The organism is Polyangiaceae bacterium (assembly GCA_016715885.1).
In the GTDB taxonomy this organism is placed as follows: domain Bacteria; phylum Myxococcota_A; class Polyangia; order Polyangiales; family Polyangiaceae; genus Polyangium.
Map to the genome: position 1 here is coordinate 1,229,497 of JADJXL010000020.1, position 18,670 is coordinate 1,248,166.

Genomic DNA, 18,670 nt, shown 5'->3' on the forward strand with positions numbered 1-18,670 from the left:
AGCCCCACGTCACGCTCGCAACAGCGTCTCGACGTCTTCGTTCACCGGCGCGATGCCCTTGATGAAATGTTCGACGCGCGGGTCCGTCGACTGGTCGAACTCGCTCGGCGTCCCTGAAAAGATAATCTCGCCAGCCTGCACCATGGCCATGCGATCGGAAATCGAGAACGCACTCTTCATGTCGTGCGTGACCACGATGCTCGTGACGGTGAGCGCCTTTTTCAGGCCGCGAATGAGGTGATTGATCCGTTCGGTGTTGATGGGATCGAGGCCCGTCGTCGGTTCGTCGTACAGCAGCACTTCCGGTTGCACCGCGATCGCTCGCGCTAAACCGACGCGTTTTTTCATGCCTCCAGAAAGGTCCGAAGGCCGCATCGCTTCGATCCCGGGCAGCCCCACGAGCGACAACGCCCAGTCGACTCGCTCGGCAATCTGCGCCTCGGTCATCTCGTCGCGGTAGTGCTCGTGCAAACCGTACGCGACGTTTCCTCCCACGGATATCGAGTCGAATAACGCAGCGCCCTGAAACAACATCGCGATGCGTCGACGAAGAAGGCGCGCCTTCCACTCCTTCATCGACGTGATCTCTTCACCGTGAAACGTGATGGATCCGTCGTCTGCTTCGAGAAGCCGAATGAGCAGCTTCAGCATGACGCTCTTGCCGACACCGGAGCCACCGATGACGGTGAGCGTTTCTCCGGGAAACACGTCGAGCGAAAGGCTGCGATAGACGACCTTCTCGCCAAATGCCTTCTTCACGTTTCGAAACCGGATGATCGGCTCGCGCACGACTCACTCTACCATCGCACGAGCACGCGCAACGCGATCGATGCGTAGTTCGACCGCGCTTCCACCGCGGAACGTGTCGCGACGAAGCCGCCCGACGATGTCGACGCGACCGCCGCCGAGCGCGCTTGCCTGGTCTCCAAGCTCGAAACCGAAAGCTCCAATGACGTGCCGCGCCAAGGCGACTTCGAGCTTCAGGTGGCCCTTGATCGCGCGCGCCGTACGCACAGGCGCGTTACGCACGAGAACGCGTGGAGCACGGTTGCCTTGGCCGCACGGCTCGAGCCGTTCGAGGTCACGCGCGACGACGGATGGTTCGTCGCGATCATCGAGACGCACGTCCGCGTTGACTTCGCTTTCAGGCGTAGCCGCGGCACCACCGATGTCCGTACACACCTCGCAAAACAGCGCACGCAACGCATCGACGCGATCAGGCCGCACCTCGACGCCCGCCGCAGCTTGATGGCCGCCAAATGCAACGAGCTCGCGACGACATCGCGTGAGCGCGTCGTGCAAAGGAAAGCCCGCTGGACCTCGCACGGAACCACGTCCCGTTTGCCCATCGATCGCAGCAACGATCGTGGGCTTGCCGTACTTCGACGCGATGCGTCCCGCCACGATGCCCACGATGCCGACATGCCATCCTTCACGCGCCAGAACGATCGCGGGATCGTTTGCCCACCGCGCCGCTTCGATGTCGCGTTCTGCTTGCACGATCATCTCTTCTTGAATGGCGCGCCGCTGCAGCGTGAGCTGTTCGATGTGCGCGGCAATTCCGTTTGCACGCGTAACATCTCGCTCGAGCAGCAGCGCGAGCGATAGATCCGGATCGGCTAGCCTTCCAGGCGCATTGAGACGCGGCGCGATGCGGAACGCGACGTCGTCGGCCGTGACACCGTGAATCAGGTCGAGCTTGCCGTATTCCGCAAGCGCACGAAGACCAGGTCGCAAACCAAGCGCAAGCGCCGCAAGGCCCGCTCGCACGAGGGATCGGTTGTCACCTACGAGCGGCGCGACGTCGGCAACCGTTCCAATGGCCACGAGATCGAGCCACGTGCGCATGTCGAGCTCCGCACCGAGCGCGCGACGCACGGCAGCTCCGAGCGACAGCGCCAAACCGCACGATGCAAGGTGCTTGAAGGGGAACTCGCATTCGGGCCGATGCGGATTCAAAAACGCAAGCGCAGGCAGTGGTTCGTCCGGTACGAGGTGATGATCGATGACGATCACGTCCATGCCGGCAGCACGCGCATCCGCAAGGCGTTCGTGGTCGCTCGATCCGCAATCGCACGTGACGAGAAGGCTCGCGCCCGTTGCTTTCACGCGTGCGAGCGCGGGAGCGCAGAAGCCGTAGCTGCCGTCCTTGCGCGTCGCGAGAAGGGGCGTAGCGCGGCCGCCAAGGGTGCGAATGACTTCGGTGACGATGGCGCAAGACGTGATGCCGTCGCAGTCGTAGTCGCCGAAGACGACGACGTGTTCGTTGCGACGAATCGCGTGCGCGATGCGATCCGCGCTGAGATCACGATCGGCCATGCGATCGGGAGGCGTGAGATGCGATAGGCGCGGGTCGAGAAAAAGGCGCGTGGCATCGTCGGCACGGCGGCCCGATCGAAACAAGGCATCGGCCACCGTGATTGACAAACCCAGTGCACGCGACAACTCGAGCGCATCGACGGAGGCTTGCCCAGGATCACGAATGATCGGTTCGTTCGAAACCGATGCTGGCAAAGCTTGTGGAATGACGAGGTGAGCCACTTCGGGCTCAGTGGCCTGTTTCCACGCTGAATCGATCATGCGAGGCGCAACGCGTACCGCGGCAGACGCGCGATGTCCACGGGAAGCACGAGTGCACACAGCGGGTTTGACGTTGCCCGGAAAAACGAAAGCCCCGCGATGGGAATCCATCGCGGGGCTTACGTGTGCGGAGAATGCTGCGGGATACGAGCTACACCACAGCGTCGGCGCGCTTGACGGCCTTGGTGCGGCTGACCTTCTTGCGCGGTGCCGCCGTCTGACCACCAAAGAACCTGCGGTCAATCCATTCGGTGATCGGAGCCGAGATGTAAATCGAGGAGTACGTACCGACCGCGACACCGACGAGCAACGCGAACGCGAAGTCCTTGATGACGCCCGTACCCCAGATGAGGAACGTCACCATGGTGAGCCCCGTCGTACCCGCCGTGATGATCGTGCGTCCGAGCATTTCGGAGACGGACAGGTTGATGATCTGCGCGAACGACATGTTCCGATGTTTGGCGAGGTTTTCTCGAATGCGGTCGTACACGATGACGGTGTCGTTGATCGAGTAGCCAACGATGGTGAGAAGCGCCGCGACCGTGGACAACGTGATCTCACGATGCGTGATGATCATGGCGCCAAGCGCGATACCGACGTCGTGCACGAGAGCGATGATGCCACCTGGTGCGAACCGCAGATCGAAGCGGAACGCGATGTACGCCATGATGAAGATGATCGAGATGACCACGCTCGTGATGGCGGCGTCGCGGAGTTGCGCACCGGCCTTCGGGCCGATCCACTCCACGCGCAAGGCTTGATCAGGCACTTTGTCCGACCCGAGCTTGCTGCGCAGACCGTCGAGAAGCTGATCACCTCGCGACTTGAGCTGAGCTTCGACCTTGTTGTCACGAACGCTCACGATGACGGGGTTGTTCTGGCCCTCGCGCAGCTCGACGCCACTGACGCCCGTGAGCTGCGCCTTGATCGCTTCAAGATCCGGCGCGGTGTCGTAACGCATCGAAATCTTGTCGCCTCCCGGGCTGAATTTGACCTCGCTCGCACGCACGTTGTTCGGACAGCGCGTGGCGAAGTCACCCGCAGGCTCGGTGCCTTCCGGCACGAAGCACAGTTTGTCTTGGATGACCTGCTTCTGCTGGTCGGTCAAAACCGTGACGTCCTGCACCCGGATGAGGAATCGGTTTGCATTTTCGGCGCCCGAGTCACGAACGCGAATGACATCGGCGCCCGTGAACCCAAGCGACTCGACGGTCTTTCGAATTTCACCCGCGTCGATCTGGGTCTTGAACGCCACCTCGAGCTCGGTGCCGCCCTTGAAGTCCGTGCCGATTTGCGGGCCGGGCTTGAAGAACGCGACGATGGATAGAAGGAGGAGTACCGCGCTCAGCCCAATGAAGTGCCAGCGCTTACTCATGAAGTCGAACTGCCGACCAGGCTTGATGAATTCCATGTGCTTCTTCTCAGCCGAGGTAGAGCTTCTTGGCTCTGCGACCACGAACGGCCCAATCGAACATGAGCCGCGTGCAAACCACGCCCGTGAACAAACTCACGACGATGCCTACGAGGAGCGTCACGGCAAACCCCTTGATGGGGCCAGAGCCGTAGGTTGCGAGAATCAACCCAGAGATGAACGTCGTGACGTGTCCGTCGAGAATGGCGCTGAACGCCTTGTCGTAACCAATGTCGACCGCCGCTCGTGCGCTCTTGCCCGCACGCAGCTCGTCACGAATACGCTCGTTGATGAGCACGTTCGCGTCGACGGCGATACCGATGGTGAGCGCAAGGCCCGCGATGCCCGGAAGCGTCATCGATGCGCCGAACATGGCCAAGACCGCGATCTGCAAGACCGCGTTGAAGAGCACGGCGATGTTCGCAATGAGCCCCGCGCGGCTGTAGTAGACCATCATGAAGATGAGCACCAAGGCGCCGCCCGCAGCACCCGCCTTGAGCCCTTGCCTGATGGCATCCTGACCGAGCGAAGCTCCGATGACCTGCTCATTGGAGGGCGAAATCGGCGCAGGAAGCGCGCCGGATGTCAGGACGAGCTCGAGCTTGCGCGCGTCTTGGATCTGCTGATCGACATTGCCCGATCCCATCGTGATCGTCGCGATACCGCCCGGGATCTTCGACTGAATGACGGGTGAGGTCTCTACTTTGCCGTCGAGGATGATCGCAAAGCGCCGCTTGATGTTGCGCCCCGTGATGTCCTCGAAGATGTCTGCGCCTTTCGGCGTCAGCTCCATGCGCACGAGCCAGCCACCAAGCCCCTTGTCGCTCGGATCCGCCATGGCTTGCGCCTCGCGCACCATGTCACCGGTGATCTCGGCCTTGCTGTAGAGATAATACGTGCGCCAACCAATGTCCTCGAAGGTCCCCTTGTCTTCGTCGTAGTCCTGGACCTTGCCGAAGCCGATCTCGTGATCGTCGGGCACCGACAACGTCGCAGCCCACTCCTTCATGCGACCGAGCGCATCGATCATCTTCTCGCCTTCCTTCTTCTCGAGGAAGGCGTAGACGTTGACCTTCTGTTTGCCCGGACCAACGCTGACCTGCTCTTGCTGAAACTTCAGGCCGCTGACTTCGTTGTTCTTCGAGTTGCGCACTTCCGGCTCGAGGAAGTTCGTGTCGTCGTCGAGCAGCTTGAATTCGAGGCGCGCGGTCTGCGCGATGATGTCCTTGATGTTCTTGAACGACTTCTCGTCGTCACCAGGAATCTCGATGATGATGTCTTCGTCGCGCGTCGTGACCGATGCTTCCTTCAGGCCCATGCCGTCGATGCGGCGGAGCACGGTGTCCTTGGCCTTCGCGACGGCCTTGTCTCGGATATCCGACTCGGTGTCGCTCTTGATGCGCATCGTGACGCGCTTGCGATCCGCCGAGAACTGACGTTGCAGCTCGCGGTAGGGCGTCATGAACTCTTCGTTGATCTTGTTCGCGTCGTCGGCGTTCTCGAGCGTGATGATCAACGTGCCGACGTTGTCGCGTGACTTTTCGACGCGCGCCTTGCCAGCGAGCTTCTTCAAGTCTTCGGACGTCGCGACCTTGTCTTTCTCGATGATCCCGAACGCTTTGGCGAGCGACTGGCGAAGCTCGTCGTAGTACCGGTCGCGCTTGTCCTTGATCGCTTCTTCGACGTCGACCGTGTAGACGAGCCGCAGACCGCCTTTCAAATCGAGGCCGCGGACGAGGCGGAACGGAATGTTCGTCAAGAGCCACTCACGAACGCCACGATCACCGGCCAGTGCAGCGAGCTCTGCTTTCTCCGCGTCTTCGGCACTGAGAGCGCTGCGATCGAGGCGACCGTAGCGTTCGTCGTGGTACGTCGGATAGATGGCGAGAGCCGAAGAGAGCGCGCAGAACAGGGCGAACCCGGTCTTGGCGCGCCAGGCGATGTCGATTGTTGGAAGCGCACAGACGAGCGCCCATGGGATGCACATGCCGAACACCGCGCTCGCCCAAAAGACTTGGTAGTGAGCGGCGATGAACGCGAAAAAGGCTGCGAGCGCCGCGACGGCGAACACGCCTCGCTTGGGCCGCAGCCAAAACGCAAGTGCACCGGACAGGACGGCAGTGCCGGCAAACACGTACTGGAGGATGTTGTAGATCATGAGAACGTGAATGGAGTGAGCAGCGCGGGCCCCTTCTTTAGTCGAAGCGCGGGCGCTACGCTTTCTTTTCGTTCGCCTTGTCTTTCGTCTCGGCCGGCTTGCTCTCCGCCGCCTCGGCAGGACCACTGATGGAGGACTTGCGCACCTTGACGTTCACGCCGGGAGCAATTTCCAGCTTCGCGTTGACGTCCCCGAGGTCGATGATCTTGCCAATCAGGCCGGATTGCGTGACCACGACATCCCCGGGCTTGAGCGACGCCTCGATTTCCTTCTGCTTTTTCGACTGACTTCGCGTCATCAAGAACACGAAGAGCAGCGGCAGCAGGAAAAAGAGAATGGACAGACCCCCAAACGGGCCACCATCCGGCGGCGCGGACGTCGGCGCGGGCGCCCCTTGCGAGGGCTGTGCGGGAGCGGGAGCAGCAGGGCCCTGACCAGGGGCAACGGTGGTCGGCTGAGACAAAAACATCGTCACGAGGCGAAACCCTCCAAAGGGCGGGGTCCATACCCACGATCGGGCAGGAGCGCAAGAAAAGCCCCCGCATGTGTCAGTCGGACGGATGGAATTTGAACGGCGAACCTTTTTCGCCTTGACGGCCCGACCATCACCTGGTAGCGATGCGTCCCCTCGGTGAGCCATCGCCGAGATGCAGTTCATGCGATACAGGCGCGTAGCTCAGTGGTAGAGCACTACCTTGACACGGTAGGGGTCGTTGGTTCGAACCCAATCGCGCCTACAAAATCGGGCGAAACAGAAAAAAGCGTGAGAAAAGCCTCCTGTTGGGAGGCTTTTCCCATTTGGCCTACTTGAATCGGAGCTGCCGGTTGATAATGGCGCTCAGTCGAGCGAAATTGACGCATCCACTGCGAAGCATCGCAGCGGATGAACACATTCGCAGCAGTAGCGCCAACAAGGCGTTTTACACAGCACCCTCACAACTCGAAGAACAAGGAGACAGCGAGACCACACATGAGCATGCGACGCTTCGATCCTCGGCAAGCCCAACGCGGACCCCAAATCAGAATCAATCAGCGAATCAGGGTCCCCGAGATCAGAGTCATCGGGGAAGCAGGAGAAATGCTCGGCATCCTGCCTACCCACGAAGCCTTGCGGCGCGCCCAGGAACGAGGCCTCGACCTCGTGGAGGTCAATCCGAAGGCTGACCCGCCCGTCTGCAAAATTCTCGACTTCGGCAAGTACAAGTACGACGAGAAGAAAAAAGCACGCGAGGCGAAGCGCAAGCAGAGTGTCGTCGAGATCAAAGAGATCAAGTTGCGTCCGAAAACCGACGATCACGACTTGCAGTTCAAGACGCGCGCAGCCATCCGCTTTCTCGAAGCGGGTCACAAGGTGAAGTTCACGGTGCGCTTCCGCGGCCGCGAGATCACGCACCCCGAGAAAGCACAAGAGCAGCTCGACTGGATCGTCCAGCAATGTGAAGAGACCGCGAACGTCGAAGTTCGTCCCGTCATGGAACAACGAACGATGACGCTTCTCATGGCGCCGAAACCGGCCGTCATGCAGCGCGTGGCCCAAGCGCGCGCAGCCGCTGAAAAAGCTCGACAGAAAGCCCTGCAAGAGGGTCGCGCAGCTCCCGCCCCGACCGACAACGAAGAAGCCCTCCGCAAACTCGAAGAACAACTCGAAGAGGCGGACGAGGACGAGGACGACGAGGACGACGAAGGGGATGCCGAATAGCCCCGACACGTCTCCCCTTCACTTCACCCCATCGACGCTCGAACGAGCGTCGTTCGATGCGGTGAACGTACCTCGCGATCCGATCGTTCCACTAGGACAAACCACACACGAAACGTCGCAGGTTACGCGCGGACAAACCTCATCGAGGCCCGCTGCGTACCTGCGGCGCGCCGCGATCGCATCCCTTCTCGTCGCACCACTCGTCGCCATCCCGCCGGTCGCGCGCGTCCTCGTCGATCGCGCCGCACCCGCGCTCGCTGACGTCGCCACCACGAACCTCGACAGCGCCTTCGCTTGGCGTCCCGTCGAAGCGCGTCCAGTAGCGCCGCCCAAAGCTCCTGCAAAAGCAAGCGACTCCGTCGCTGAAACACGCCGCAGCGATGCGCCGTCAACACGACACGCAGCGCCGTCAGCCAAGACGCACCGCGGAATCATCGTGCGTACCGACGCCGTCGTTCGCGCCGTGCGCAGTGGAGGGCGCCCGTCATCCGTACCTGCACCCGCAACGGCTCAACGACCCGCAGGCCTGTCCCTCGTCGGCGTCTCCGCGTTCGGCACGGGCCTGCGTGATGGCGACATTCTCACGAGCGTCGGTGGAGCGCCGGCGACTTCGGAGAGCGCCGTCATCGGCATCGTCGCCGGAGCCATCAGCCGAAACGCAAAGGTCATCACGGGCGTGGTTTGGCGCGGCGAACAGCGCTTCGACGTGGCCGTGGAAATCCCGCGCCCGAAAGACTTTTCCGACAAACCGCGCAGGCGCGCCTCAGTGCGCGAATAGCCCGCCGTAATACGCGCCCACCGCAAGCAGCAAAAGCGCCGCGACAACGAAGATCCACATCCCTTTGTTGCCGTCTTTGCCAGACGCCGCGGACGCAGCCGACGGCGCAGATGTCGTCTTGATGGGCCCCTTCCCCGTTTCGATGCGCGAGCTTCTGTCCTTCTTGCCCGTGGCGATGGACTTCGACTCCATCTCGATGCGCGAGCTCCGATCGCCGTCTTTCTTGTCGGACTTGCTCGATTTCTTCTTGCGCTTCTTGATGCCGGTCGAGCGCGAAACATCTCCCGTCTCGAGCGGCTCGGACTCTTCGACGTCAGGAGGCGACTGCGAGTCTTCGGCAACGGGAGGCAACGGCGTCGCGTCCATCACGGCCAACGGCGGCGATGGCTCCTTCGGTTGCGCGGGCTCGGATGCTTCTTTCGCATCAGGCGGTTGCATCGGCTCCGTGATCTCGACGGGTTGCCACGCTTCTTTGATGAGGACCGGCTGCGATTCCCTCGACGGTTGCGATGGCTCACCAACGGGCGGCACCGATCGCCTCGTATTGGGCGGCGGTGAATCATCATCCGCAGTCGGCGCTGTCGCTGCTCGATCGGCCGTGGTGATCACCGGCTCGGGCGGCGCCACGGGAGGAGCAATCGGCGCGGCATTTTCTGCTGGAGCTTCTTTCGGCACGTCATCTCGAGGCGCCGAAGAAACCGGACCGAGTGACGACGCGGGCGCTCGCGTAGAGATTGGCTCGAACGTTCTTCGCCTACCAAACGCTGGCCTTGCGCTTCGCGCTTCGCTCGCCGGGTTCTGCTCGATTTCCTCGATCCATTTCGCAATGTCCTCGAAGTGCGAAACGCGACCTCGCATGAGCCGTTCGGAGGTCGTTCCTCCTTGCGCTCCGTCGTCTTCCTCGAGCGACTTGAACTCGAGCAGCGCCTCTTCGATGAGTTTTCCAACCGTCGTGGGTTTGGCGCGTGCTTGTGGTTTGCGATGGGCCACGGTGTTGCGGACGATTTCCGCAACGTCCTGCGACGAGACGGGTTTGCCGTATTTGTAGAGAAACGTCGTCAGATCGCGCCCCATCTCGCGCGCTGTCGCGTAACGTTTGTCGGGGTCACGCGCGAGCGCCCGAGCGACTATCCGATCGAGCTCGGGTGGGACGTCTTTATTGATTGCGCCAAGCGGTGGAATGTTGGCAGCGCGAACCTGGATGACCGTTCGAGCATCGTTTTCCCCGAGAAACAGGCGCTTTTGTGCGAGCATTTCCCATAAGATGATGCCCGTGGCGAAGATATCCGTGCGCGCGTCGACTTCTTGGCCCTGCGCGGCTTCGGGCGACAGATAACTGAATTTTCCTTTGACGATCCCCGGATCGCTTTTCTCGAGCTGACTCGTTGCTTTCGCGAGACCGAAATCGACGATCTTGACCTCGCCGTATTTCGTGATGAGCACGTTTGGCGGGGACACGTCACGATGCACGATGCAGAGCGGATCGCCTTCGGGGGTTTTTGCTTCGTGCGCGTACGAAAGCCCCTCGCACATCTTTTCGGCGACGTGCACGGCGACTTCGACGGGGAACGATCGCCCCGATTTGCGCATGTATTCCATAACCGACTTCAAGTCGGCCCCCTCGACGTACTCCATCACGATGAAGTACGCGTTTTCGCCGACACCGATATCGAAGACCTGCGCGACGTTGGAATGGGTCAGATACGCCGATACGCGAGCTTCATCGAGAAACATCGCGATGAATCGAGTTTTCTGCGACAGATGAGGCAAGACGCGCTTGATCGCCACGCGTTTCTTGAACCCCTCGAGCCCCACGCGTTCGGCCAGAAATACTTCCGCCATGCCTCCGACGGCGAGCCTCTCGATAACCCGGTATTGTTGGTGTCCTTGCGTCATCTCGCCCGAAAACGTCTCCCACCCATCTGCCGTCCCGACTCTACTGCGAAGCGCCGCGAGCATACCACGAGTCGCTCCGGGCCCCAAAGAATGCGGTGGAAAAGTCTACATGTTCGAGCAAACACACAAATTCTGCGCGACACATCACATTCACGAACACCTGGACAGCTCGCACTTGTGCATCACGACACACATGAAGTTCCTAGAAGACGGGTATGTAATTTGCTATTCTACCGCGCATGACTCGAAAAACTTTGCTTCAAACGCTTGCCGCCATGACTTTTTTGTCGGCGTGCGGCGCTCCGGGGAATCGGGCGGCGTCTGGCGACTTTAGCTGCCCCGAGGAAGAGACCTGTTCGCAGCTCACGCCCGAGGGCTTGTGGTTCACGGGAGCGAGTTTGTTTGATGGTTTTTTGGATACGGGGCCGCAAACGACTGCGGTTTCGGGCACGCAGACCATCCGAGTTCACGCATCGAACAGCAATACGGACTTCTTTGACGTACCATTCGGGGCCGAGGGCACGCCTCCGCTGCAAGTCGAAGAGATCGATTCTCCTTCGGTGATCATTCGGGCAAATGGTGAAGGTTCGGGCTATTTGCGCATCTTCGATGCCGGATCGCTGGAGCTTTTCGATCGCATATCGATATCGGCCGCAAGTATTCAATCCATTCGAGTCGTTCCGGTGTCGGCACCGTGGTTCGATCCCGAAGCGGCAGAAAAAATGGATTGGGCACTTTTGGCCGATTCGCACTTGGAAATGGGCGTCGTTCTTCGCGGCAGCGACAAGCGCCTCGTGGACCAAAGCATGACGTTCGACATTGGAGGCTCGGCCACGAGCGAAACCAGCATCCCGAGCTGGGACAAACGCTCGATTTTCGTGGACGCGGCTGGATCTGCCGAAATATTCGTGCAAACCGGGTCAGGCGATTCCTACTCGGACAGCATGCCCATCGTCGGCACGCTCGACGATATCGAAATCGTGTCGAGCATCTTCAGCCCAGATACCAGCTCATCGATACCCATGGGCACCGAGCGCGTGTATTGTTTTCGTGGTTTGGCTGGGAATCGCGCCGTCGGGGGCTTGTCGTGGTCGGCGTCCGTCGAAGGATCCATTACGGCAAAACCTGTGGATATGTCGTGTTTCGGCGTCAAGGCAAGCGGGCCTGGAATCGCGACGCTCATTGTATCCGCAGGAGGATTCAAGAAAGATTTTTCGCTCACCATCACCCAAAGCGCCGGAGCTGCACCACCACTGCAAATCGTTGCATCCGACGAGGCTTCGGCTGGCGGGGGTCCCGCTCCAGGGCAGCGCGCGCGGTAGGCCTGCGTCATCTGCTCGAGCGCAAGGAATCCACGAAAGAAAATTCCCGATTCTCCCTTGCGCCCCGCCGCCCAATTCTCGTAGCATTTTAGAATGCGACTACGACCTTCTCGATTGGGTTTGGTTCTCTTGACGACGCTTTCTGCCGCGGCGCTTGGAGCTGCTTGTGGCGGCCCAGGCAGCTCGAGCCCCGCCGGCAGCAGCGGATCCAGCTCCGGCGGGGCGGCTGCGGGGGGCTCTGCGGGCAACGGCAGCGGTGGCGAAGCTGGCATGGGTGGCGACTGCGGGCTGTTCGGCTGTGGAGGCATGGGCGGCGGCTCGCAGATGCAAGGTTTCGACGTGCAGCCGGCTGCGCCGCAAACGATCGAGGTGCAGGTTGGGCAAAACATGCCGACGATTGAATACACGGCTACGCTCGATGGAAAACCCATCGCGGCCGGGTGGAGCGTCGATCGTGGGGAAGTTGCGACCATCCCGGCTGGCCCGGCGAGCTCGGCGGCATTCGCGCCGAAAGGCACGGTTGGCGGCATCGTGCGCGTGCGTGCGGGCCTCAATGGGCAAACCATCGAACGGGAGGTTTTCGTCAAAGTTGCAGGCACGCAAAATGGCGCCGATCCGAACAACCCGGCGCAGCAGCCGCAAATTGCGACGAGCGTCCCGCAACTCACGCAAGACGGTGGCATAGGTGGTGTCGGTGGCGAAGGCCTCGGGGACGGCGTGACCGATCCCAATGTCATTGCGGCGCTCGGAACACCCAGCAGCAATGGGCAAGCGGAAAACTTGCGACTCCTCTACCCGTACGACAAGACGGTTTTTCCGCGCGGCATTCTCGCACCGCTGCTCATGTGGGAGTCGACGCTGGGCGATGTCGATGCGATTCGAATCGATCTCGAAACGACGAGCGGTTCGTTCAAATGGAGCGGCACGTTCGGTCGTCCGCCCATTCTGCAACAAACAGGTGGTGCTTTCATTCGGCACCCGATTCCTCAAGACGTTTGGACCATGGCGACGAACACGGCAGGAGGAAAAGCGCCGGACGGGACCACCGACAAGCTCCTCGTCAAACTCACGGTCGCCAAAGGTGGCGTGGGTTATGGCCCCATTGCGGAGACGTGGACCATTGCGCCGGGGCGTCTTTCCGGCATCATCTATTACAACTCGTACGGCACGAAGCTCGCCAAGAATTATGGTGGAGCGGTCGGGGGCGATGGCATGTTCGGGGGCGCGGTTTTGTCCATCAAGGTGGGCGATACGGGGCCGCAGCTCGCAGCCGGCAAGAGCGGACCCGCTTCGGAGTGTCGCGTTTGTCATTCCGTCGCTGCGAATGGCGCGAAGCTCATTGCTGAACGAGATGGCGGCGGCGTTTCTTATTATGATCTGACGCCTGCCGGCACGACGGAAGCCAATCTTCCCAATGGTAGCGCGCATCCGGGCATCGCGCCCGACGCGTCCATGGCCCTCACGATCACGGGGAATCTCGTTTCGCTGACGAATCCTGGCACGCTCCTCCCCATTTCGGGATTGAACACCGTGGCTGTGGGCAACATTGGCACACCCATGTTCTCGCCCGACGGGAAAAAGGTCGTCACGAATCCGATGTCGAGTCCCAGCATTCCGAATCCCACGCAAAAGCTCGTCGTGCTCGACTTCGACGCTGCAACGGGTGCATTCTCGAATCCGGTCACGGTCGTCGACTTGACGGGACAGCCTGCGCAGACGCGGCCCGGATGGCCTGCCTTCTTCCCGGATGGGAAATCCGTCGTGTATCACCATCAAATTGCCGCCGGCATCGACGGCAATGGGCTCGGCGATCTCCGCACGCGCAAAGGTGCCAAGGCGTTCATTGCGGTTGCCAATGCAGCAGGCGGGGGCGATCCCACGCCGCTCAACCAATTGAATGGCAAAGACGCAGCGGGAAACGTGTACTTGCCCAAGCTCGCCGCGCCCATCAACATGGGCTGCACGGGCGACGGCTCGCAAGTCGGAAACATCGATCCCGATCATGGCGACGACGTGAACCTCAATTACGAGCCCACGGTCAATCCAATCGCTTCCGGCGGCTACGCGTGGGTGGTTTTCACGAGCCGCCGCATGTATGGAAACGTCGCGACGATTCCGCCATTCTGCAGCGACCCGCGAGGCGTCAACCTCTTCCAAAACATCACCACGAAGAAATTGTGGGTCAGCGCGGTCGACCTGAGCTCCCCAGCTGGCGTCGACGGAAGCCATCCAGGGTTTTACTTGCCCGCACAGGAGCTTTTGGCGGGCAACGCGCGTGGCTTCTGGGTGCTCGAACCGTGCCGCGCCGACGGCAATGGTTGCGAGACGGGCGATCAATGCTGCAATGGTTTCTGTTCGCCAAACCCCGAAGGTGGTCCGCCCGAGCTCATCTGTTCGGACAAGCCCCCGGAGGGCATGTGTTCGAAGTTGCAAGAAAAGTGCACGACGGCGGCCGATTGTTGCGATCCGACGAACATTTGCATCAACGGCTTCTGCGCGCTCGATACGCCGAAGTGAATGCGGACATCCGCGTGACGTAGACGCATTGTCGAGATAGGGAGCGGCTCGGATATTTCCGGCGCTTGCGGGGGGGCCCCACTGTTCGAGCCTGCGAAGCAGGCGAGTTTGGGGTCCCGCGAGTGCCGGAAATATTCGGGCAGCGACCGGGCTATCAAACTCGATACCTCGACTTCCAAGGCAGCGGCGCTACGGCAAACTCGTCATTGACGACATTTCGCCTTCGTTCTCCGCCGTCACGACTCCACCCAAATCGCTCGAATCCTCATCCGCCTCGGGCACCAAATAAATCACACCGAGCGGCGGCAACGTCAGCACCACCGATTGCGGAAAGCCGTGCGACGCTACGCTCTCGCATTCGACGGCGCCCATGTTCCCTACCCCGCCTCCGCCATAGGCAGCCGCATCCGTATTGAGCACCTCGACGTACCGACATCGCCTCGGCACGCCAATTCGATAGCCATACCGAACCACCGGCGTGAAATTGCCCACGAACACGACGAACGTGCCCTTGGTCAAACGTTTCGGACAAGGTTCTTCCACACCATCGGGCGATTTTGGAAAACGCACGAAGGACGCAATGCTCAGAAGTGCTTCATCCGCATCGATCCAGGTAAAACCCGCAGGGTGACTGTCGAGCTCCCAGAGGGCCGGATATTTGCGGTAAACGGCATTCAAGTCGTGCAAAAGCAAACCAATTCCAGCGTGATCCTGTTCGGTGAGCAGCGACCAATCGAGCTGTCCGTCGTGGTTCCATTCGCGCCACTGCCCAAGCTCGCCGCCCATGAAAAGCAATTTTTTGCCCGGATGCGCCCACATCAAACCATAAAGCGCACGCAAATTCGCGTGCTGTTTCCAGCGATCCCCCGGCATTTTCGACAGCAGCGATTTTTTCAAATGCACCACTTCGTCGTGCGAAAGCGGCAACAGAAATTGCTCGGAATACGCATACATCATTCCGAACGTGATTTTCCCGTGATGTTTGGATCGATAGATTGGATCGAGCGCAAAATAGTTCAACGTATCGTGCATCCAGCCCATGTTCCACTTGAAGTCGAACCCGAGTCCTCCTTCGGATACGGGCTTCGTCACGCCAGGCCACGTCGTCGATTCCTCGGCGGATACGAGCACCCCCGGAAACATTTCGTGCACAGCATTCGTGAGCTCGCGCAAAAATGCCACCGCGTCCAGGTTCTCGCGGCCCCCAAGCTCGTTCGGCACCCATTCGCTCGGGTGTTTGGCGCCATAATCCAGGTACAGCATCGAAGCAACCGCATCCACGCGCAGTCCATCGGCGTGAAATGATTCAATCCAATACAGAGCGCTCGCTATCAAAAAGTTGCGCACCGCAGGCTTACCGTAATCGAAGACGAACGTGCGCCATTCGCGATGTTCTCCGCGGCGAGGGTCGGCATGTTCGTACAGCGGCGTGCCGTCGAATCGTCCAAGCGCAAAGGCATCCTTCGGAAAATGCGCCGGCGGCCAATCCAATATGACACCGATCCCTCGCGCGTGAAACCCGTCCACCAGCGCCCGCAAATCGTCTGGCGCGCCAAACCGTGACGTCGGCGCGAAATACCCCGTCACTTGATACCCCCATGACCCATCGAACGGATGTTCCATCACGGGCAAAAGTTCCACGTGGGAAAACCCAAGCGCTTCGACGTGATCAACGAGCGCTCCGCAAAGCTCGCGATAGGTCGACCAGTCGTGCGGTTTGTCCGCGCGCCGCACGCGCCGAAACGAACCGATGTGCACCTCGTAAATGCTCATCGGCAAGGATGCTGCATTTTCCACCGGACGCCGCGCGAGCCACAATTCATCCGTAAATACATATTTTTGCGATGTGACGCGAGATGCGTGATTCGGACGAACCTCGGCCGCTCGAGCCAAAGGATCGCTCTTCAAGAGCACGATGCCTTCGGCCGTTTTGATTTCATATTTGTACGTGGCCCCTTCGCGCACGTCGGGCGCAAAGATTTCCCATACGCCGTGCTTCGTCCGGCGCATCGCGTGCCTTCGACCATCCCATTTGTTGAAATCCCCAACGACGCTCACGCGCCGCGCCGACGGAGCCCAAACGGCAAATGCCGTACCGATGTATCCGTCCTGCCGAATCACATGCGCGCCCAGTCGTTGCGCATACGTACGATATGCCCCCGGAGCGCTCGGATCGAAATCTTCGGCGCCGAGCGATGGCGAAAACGCATAGGGATCACGCGTAACCGTCACGCCGCGTGACGAGCGGGCTTCGATGCGATAAGCAAACGGCTTTTCCAACTGGGCAAACGAAGTTGCAAAGATCCCTCCGTGATGCACTTTGGCCATCGCCCGAGGTCGCATTTCGCCTGCGTCGGGCCGGAGGATCACCTGCGCCGCATCCGGACGGAACACGCGCACGACCACACCCGACGCCTCGACGTGCGGACCGAGGATGGCGTGAGGATCCGGATGCTCGACCCGGACGATGCGCTCGAAATCTGGGTGGTTCACGCGCTTTGTGACCTTTGCCGAGCGCACGGTATCGCGAAACTGGCAAAAGCGCGAGTCCAGCAAACGGGCATGCGCATCACCCATCCCACATCGACTCGATCCTTACTTTCTCGATTGAACGTTTTGCTCTCCGCGGTTACCCTTCACCGCGCTCGAAACGGGACACACATCCCGCGAGCGCTCGTAGCCGATCCGATACGGAGGAACACGACATGGGCCAAGTGGTGATGAACCGAGGAAACGGAAGCAGTGCGCACGCGAGCTCTGGTTCCAACGGACAAACACCGACCCGGATTCGGAGCTATGCGCCGGCGACGGGCGAGCTCATCGGTGAAGCCAAAGTGTGGTCGGCCGACGAGGTGAAAGAAGCGGTTACGAAAGCACGGCGTGCGCAAGAATCCTGGGGGGCTCTTCCGCCTGCTGCGCGTGCCGAGCGCATCTTGCGTTTTCGCGACGCGTTCGTCGATCGTGCGGACGAAGTCATCGACCTGCTCGTGCGCGAATGCGGCAAACCCAGGCACGAAGCGCTGCTGCACGAAGTGCTCGTTGCAGCGGATTTGGCGACGTTTTTTGCCAAAGCCGCGCCGCGCGTGCTCGAGCCGCACGAAGTCAGCCTGCACCTTTTGAAGCATCGTCGCAGCTTCGTTCATTACCGGCCACGCGGCGTCGTCGCCGTGATTTCGCCTTGGAACTTTCCGTTTCAGCTTCCGCTGCGCGATGCCATCATCGCGCTGCTCGCGGGCAACGCGGTCATCATCAAGCCAAGCGAGGTCACGCCGCTGATTGCGCTGAAGGCCAAGGAAATTTGGGACACGGCGGGTTTGCCCGAGGATCTGTTCCAGGTGTGCACGGGGTTCGGAGCCACGGGCGCCGCGCTCATCGATTCCATGCCCGACTTCGTCGTCCTCACGGGCAGCGTTTCCACGGGGCGCCGCGTCGCAGCAGCTTGCGGCGAACGCCTCATCCCGTGCGTCATGGAGCTCGGTGGCAAAGCGCCGCTCATCGCATGCTCGGACGCGAGCGTCGAACGCACGGCTCGCTCCATCGTCTACGGCGGCTTCGCGAACTCGGGTCAAGTGTGCATTTCCGTCGAACGCGTCTACGCACACGCCGACGTGCACGATGCCCTCGTCGACCGAGTCGTTACGCTGACGAACGAACTGCGCCAAGGTGATCCGAGTCAAGATTTCGTCGACGTCGGCGCCATCATTTTCCCGCATCAGATTGACGTTGCGGAAAAACACATCGCGGATGCGCTTGCTAAGGGCGGGCAAGTGCGCACAGGCGGCAAACGCAAAGAAGGTCCGGGGCAGTTTTTCGAGCCCACCGTGATCACGGGATGCAACCACTCGATGACCGTAATGACCGAAGAAATCTTCGGGCCCATCGTGCCCATCATGCGCGTATCGAGCGAAGAGGAAGCGTTGCAGTTCGCCAACGACTCGCAATTCGGACTGAACGCTTACGTGTTCTCGAGCGATCGTCACAAGGCCACGCGGCTCGCCGAACGAGTCGAAGCTGGCGGCGTGCTCGTCAACGACGTCTTGACCAATGGCGGTACGCCCGATGCGCCTTTCGGGGGCATCAAAGCAAGCGGTTTTGGTCGTACGATGGGCGAAGAGAGCTTGCGGGAGATGTGTTACGTCAAGCACATCAGCGTCGATCGTGTTGCAATGGGCGACAAAGACCCGCTGCAATTCCCCTACACGGCGCAAAATTATGGATGGTTCCGCAAAGGGCTCCGCGCGCTCTTCTCGGGCGGCGGCGTATTTCAGCGCATTGGTGAATTGCTCTAAAGGCGCGCAAACGGCAAACT

At 60.7% G+C, this 18,670-nt stretch carries 12 protein-coding genes and 1 tRNA gene; 6 read left to right on the top strand and 7 right to left on the bottom strand.

From position 1 onward, the window contains the following. Positions 1–9: 9 nt before the first annotated feature. The 5 genes from IPM54_30385 to yajC form a co-directional block, all read right to left on the bottom strand. Complete coding sequence (locus IPM54_30385; GenBank protein ID MBK9264097.1) at positions 10–789, bottom strand: ATP-binding cassette domain-containing protein; 780 nt, start codon at positions 787–789, stop codon at positions 10–12. A 3-nt stretch (positions 790–792) separates the two neighbouring features. Beyond that, positions 793–2,580: a single-stranded-DNA-specific exonuclease RecJ gene (recJ, locus tag IPM54_30390; protein MBK9264098.1), complete on the bottom strand. Its 1,788-nt coding sequence runs from the start codon at positions 2,578–2,580 to the stop codon at positions 793–795. A gap of 151 nt (positions 2,581–2,731) precedes the next feature. After that, positions 2,732–3,991 carry a protein translocase subunit SecF gene (gene secF / locus IPM54_30395; GenBank protein ID MBK9264099.1) on the bottom strand — a complete coding sequence of 420 codons (1,260 nt, stop codon included), beginning with the start codon at positions 3,989–3,991 and terminating at the stop codon, positions 2,732–2,734. Between the two features lie 10 nt (positions 3,992–4,001). Continuing rightward, on the bottom strand, positions 4,002–6,149 hold the full coding sequence (secD, locus tag IPM54_30400) for a protein translocase subunit SecD (protein ID MBK9264100.1): 2,148 nt from the start codon (positions 6,147–6,149) through the stop codon (positions 4,002–4,004). A 55-nt stretch (positions 6,150–6,204) separates the two neighbouring features. After that, positions 6,205–6,618, bottom strand: a complete 414-nt coding sequence (gene yajC / locus IPM54_30405) for a preprotein translocase subunit YajC (GenBank protein ID MBK9264101.1) — start codon at positions 6,616–6,618, stop codon at positions 6,205–6,207. Between the two features lie 196 nt (positions 6,619–6,814). Between yajC and IPM54_30410 the strand changes: the two genes are divergently transcribed. From IPM54_30410 to IPM54_30420, 3 genes are all read left to right on the top strand, one after another. Continuing rightward, positions 6,815–6,886 (top strand) — tRNA-Val (locus IPM54_30410). Between the two features lie 233 nt (positions 6,887–7,119). After that, positions 7,120–7,848 (top strand): translation initiation factor IF-3, encoded by a 729-nt coding sequence (locus tag IPM54_30415; protein MBK9264102.1) that lies wholly within the window; start codon positions 7,120–7,122, stop codon positions 7,846–7,848. Next, positions 7,838–8,626 (top strand): hypothetical protein, encoded by a 789-nt coding sequence (locus IPM54_30420; protein MBK9264103.1) that lies wholly within the window; start codon positions 7,838–7,840, stop codon positions 8,624–8,626. Before IPM54_30415 ends, IPM54_30420 begins: the two co-directional genes overlap by 11 nt. Here the strand turns inward: IPM54_30420 and IPM54_30425 are convergent. Beyond that, entirely contained in the window at positions 8,612–10,522 is a 1,911-nt protein-coding gene (locus tag IPM54_30425; protein ID MBK9264104.1) for a protein kinase, read from the bottom strand. The genes IPM54_30420 and IPM54_30425 overlap by 15 nt on opposite strands. Before the next feature lie 239 nt (positions 10,523–10,761). On the opposite strand from IPM54_30425, the gene IPM54_30430 reads away from it, so the two are divergent. Beyond that, the gene (locus IPM54_30430) at positions 10,762–11,844 is read left to right on the top strand and encodes a hypothetical protein (GenBank protein ID MBK9264105.1); all 1,083 of its coding nucleotides are present in this window, start codon (positions 10,762–10,764) and stop codon (positions 11,842–11,844) included. Positions 11,845–11,937: 93 nt separating this feature from the next. Further along, a complete protein-coding gene (locus IPM54_30435) occupies positions 11,938–14,361 on the top strand; it encodes a hypothetical protein (GenBank protein MBK9264106.1) in 2,424 nt (807 codons plus the stop codon). Between the two features lie 189 nt (positions 14,362–14,550). Here IPM54_30435 and glgB read toward each other — a convergent pair whose 3' ends face one another. Further along, positions 14,551–16,938 (bottom strand): 1,4-alpha-glucan branching protein GlgB, encoded by a 2,388-nt coding sequence (gene glgB, locus IPM54_30440; GenBank protein ID MBK9264107.1) that lies wholly within the window; start codon positions 16,936–16,938, stop codon positions 14,551–14,553. A gap of 128 nt (positions 16,939–17,066) precedes the next feature. On the opposite strand from glgB, the gene IPM54_30445 reads away from it, so the two are divergent. Then, complete coding sequence (locus IPM54_30445; protein ID MBK9264108.1) at positions 17,067–18,650, top strand: aldehyde dehydrogenase family protein; 1,584 nt, start codon at positions 17,067–17,069, stop codon at positions 18,648–18,650. Positions 18,651–18,670 lie beyond the last annotated feature (20 nt).

Excerpts from the sequence above, each read along its gene's own strand:
- IPM54_30415 (MBK9264102.1), top strand. The coding sequence starts at position 7,120 with ATGAGCATGCGACGCTTCGATCCTCGGCAAGCCCAACGCGGACCCCAA.
- IPM54_30435 (MBK9264106.1), top strand. The coding sequence starts at position 11,938 with ATGCGACTACGACCTTCTCGATTGGGTTTGGTTCTCTTGACGACGCTT.
- IPM54_30420 (MBK9264103.1), top strand. The coding sequence starts at position 7,838 with ATGCCGAATAGCCCCGACACGTCTCCCCTTCACTTCACCCCATCGACG.
- secF (MBK9264099.1), bottom strand. The coding sequence starts at position 3,991 with ATGGAATTCATCAAGCCTGGTCGGCAGTTCGACTTCATGAGTAAGCGC.
- IPM54_30445 (MBK9264108.1), top strand. The coding sequence starts at position 17,067 with ATGGGCCAAGTGGTGATGAACCGAGGAAACGGAAGCAGTGCGCACGCG.
- glgB (MBK9264107.1), bottom strand. The coding sequence starts at position 16,938 with ATGGGTGATGCGCATGCCCGTTTGCTGGACTCGCGCTTTTGCCAGTTT.
- IPM54_30430 (MBK9264105.1), top strand. The coding sequence starts at position 10,762 with ATGACTCGAAAAACTTTGCTTCAAACGCTTGCCGCCATGACTTTTTTG.
- recJ (MBK9264098.1), bottom strand. The coding sequence starts at position 2,580 with ATGATCGATTCAGCGTGGAAACAGGCCACTGAGCCCGAAGTGGCTCAC.
- secD (MBK9264100.1), bottom strand. The coding sequence starts at position 6,149 with ATGATCTACAACATCCTCCAGTACGTGTTTGCCGGCACTGCCGTCCTG.
- yajC (MBK9264101.1), bottom strand. The coding sequence starts at position 6,618 with ATGTTTTTGTCTCAGCCGACCACCGTTGCCCCTGGTCAGGGCCCTGCT.
- IPM54_30425 (MBK9264104.1), bottom strand. The coding sequence starts at position 10,522 with ATGACGCAAGGACACCAACAATACCGGGTTATCGAGAGGCTCGCCGTC.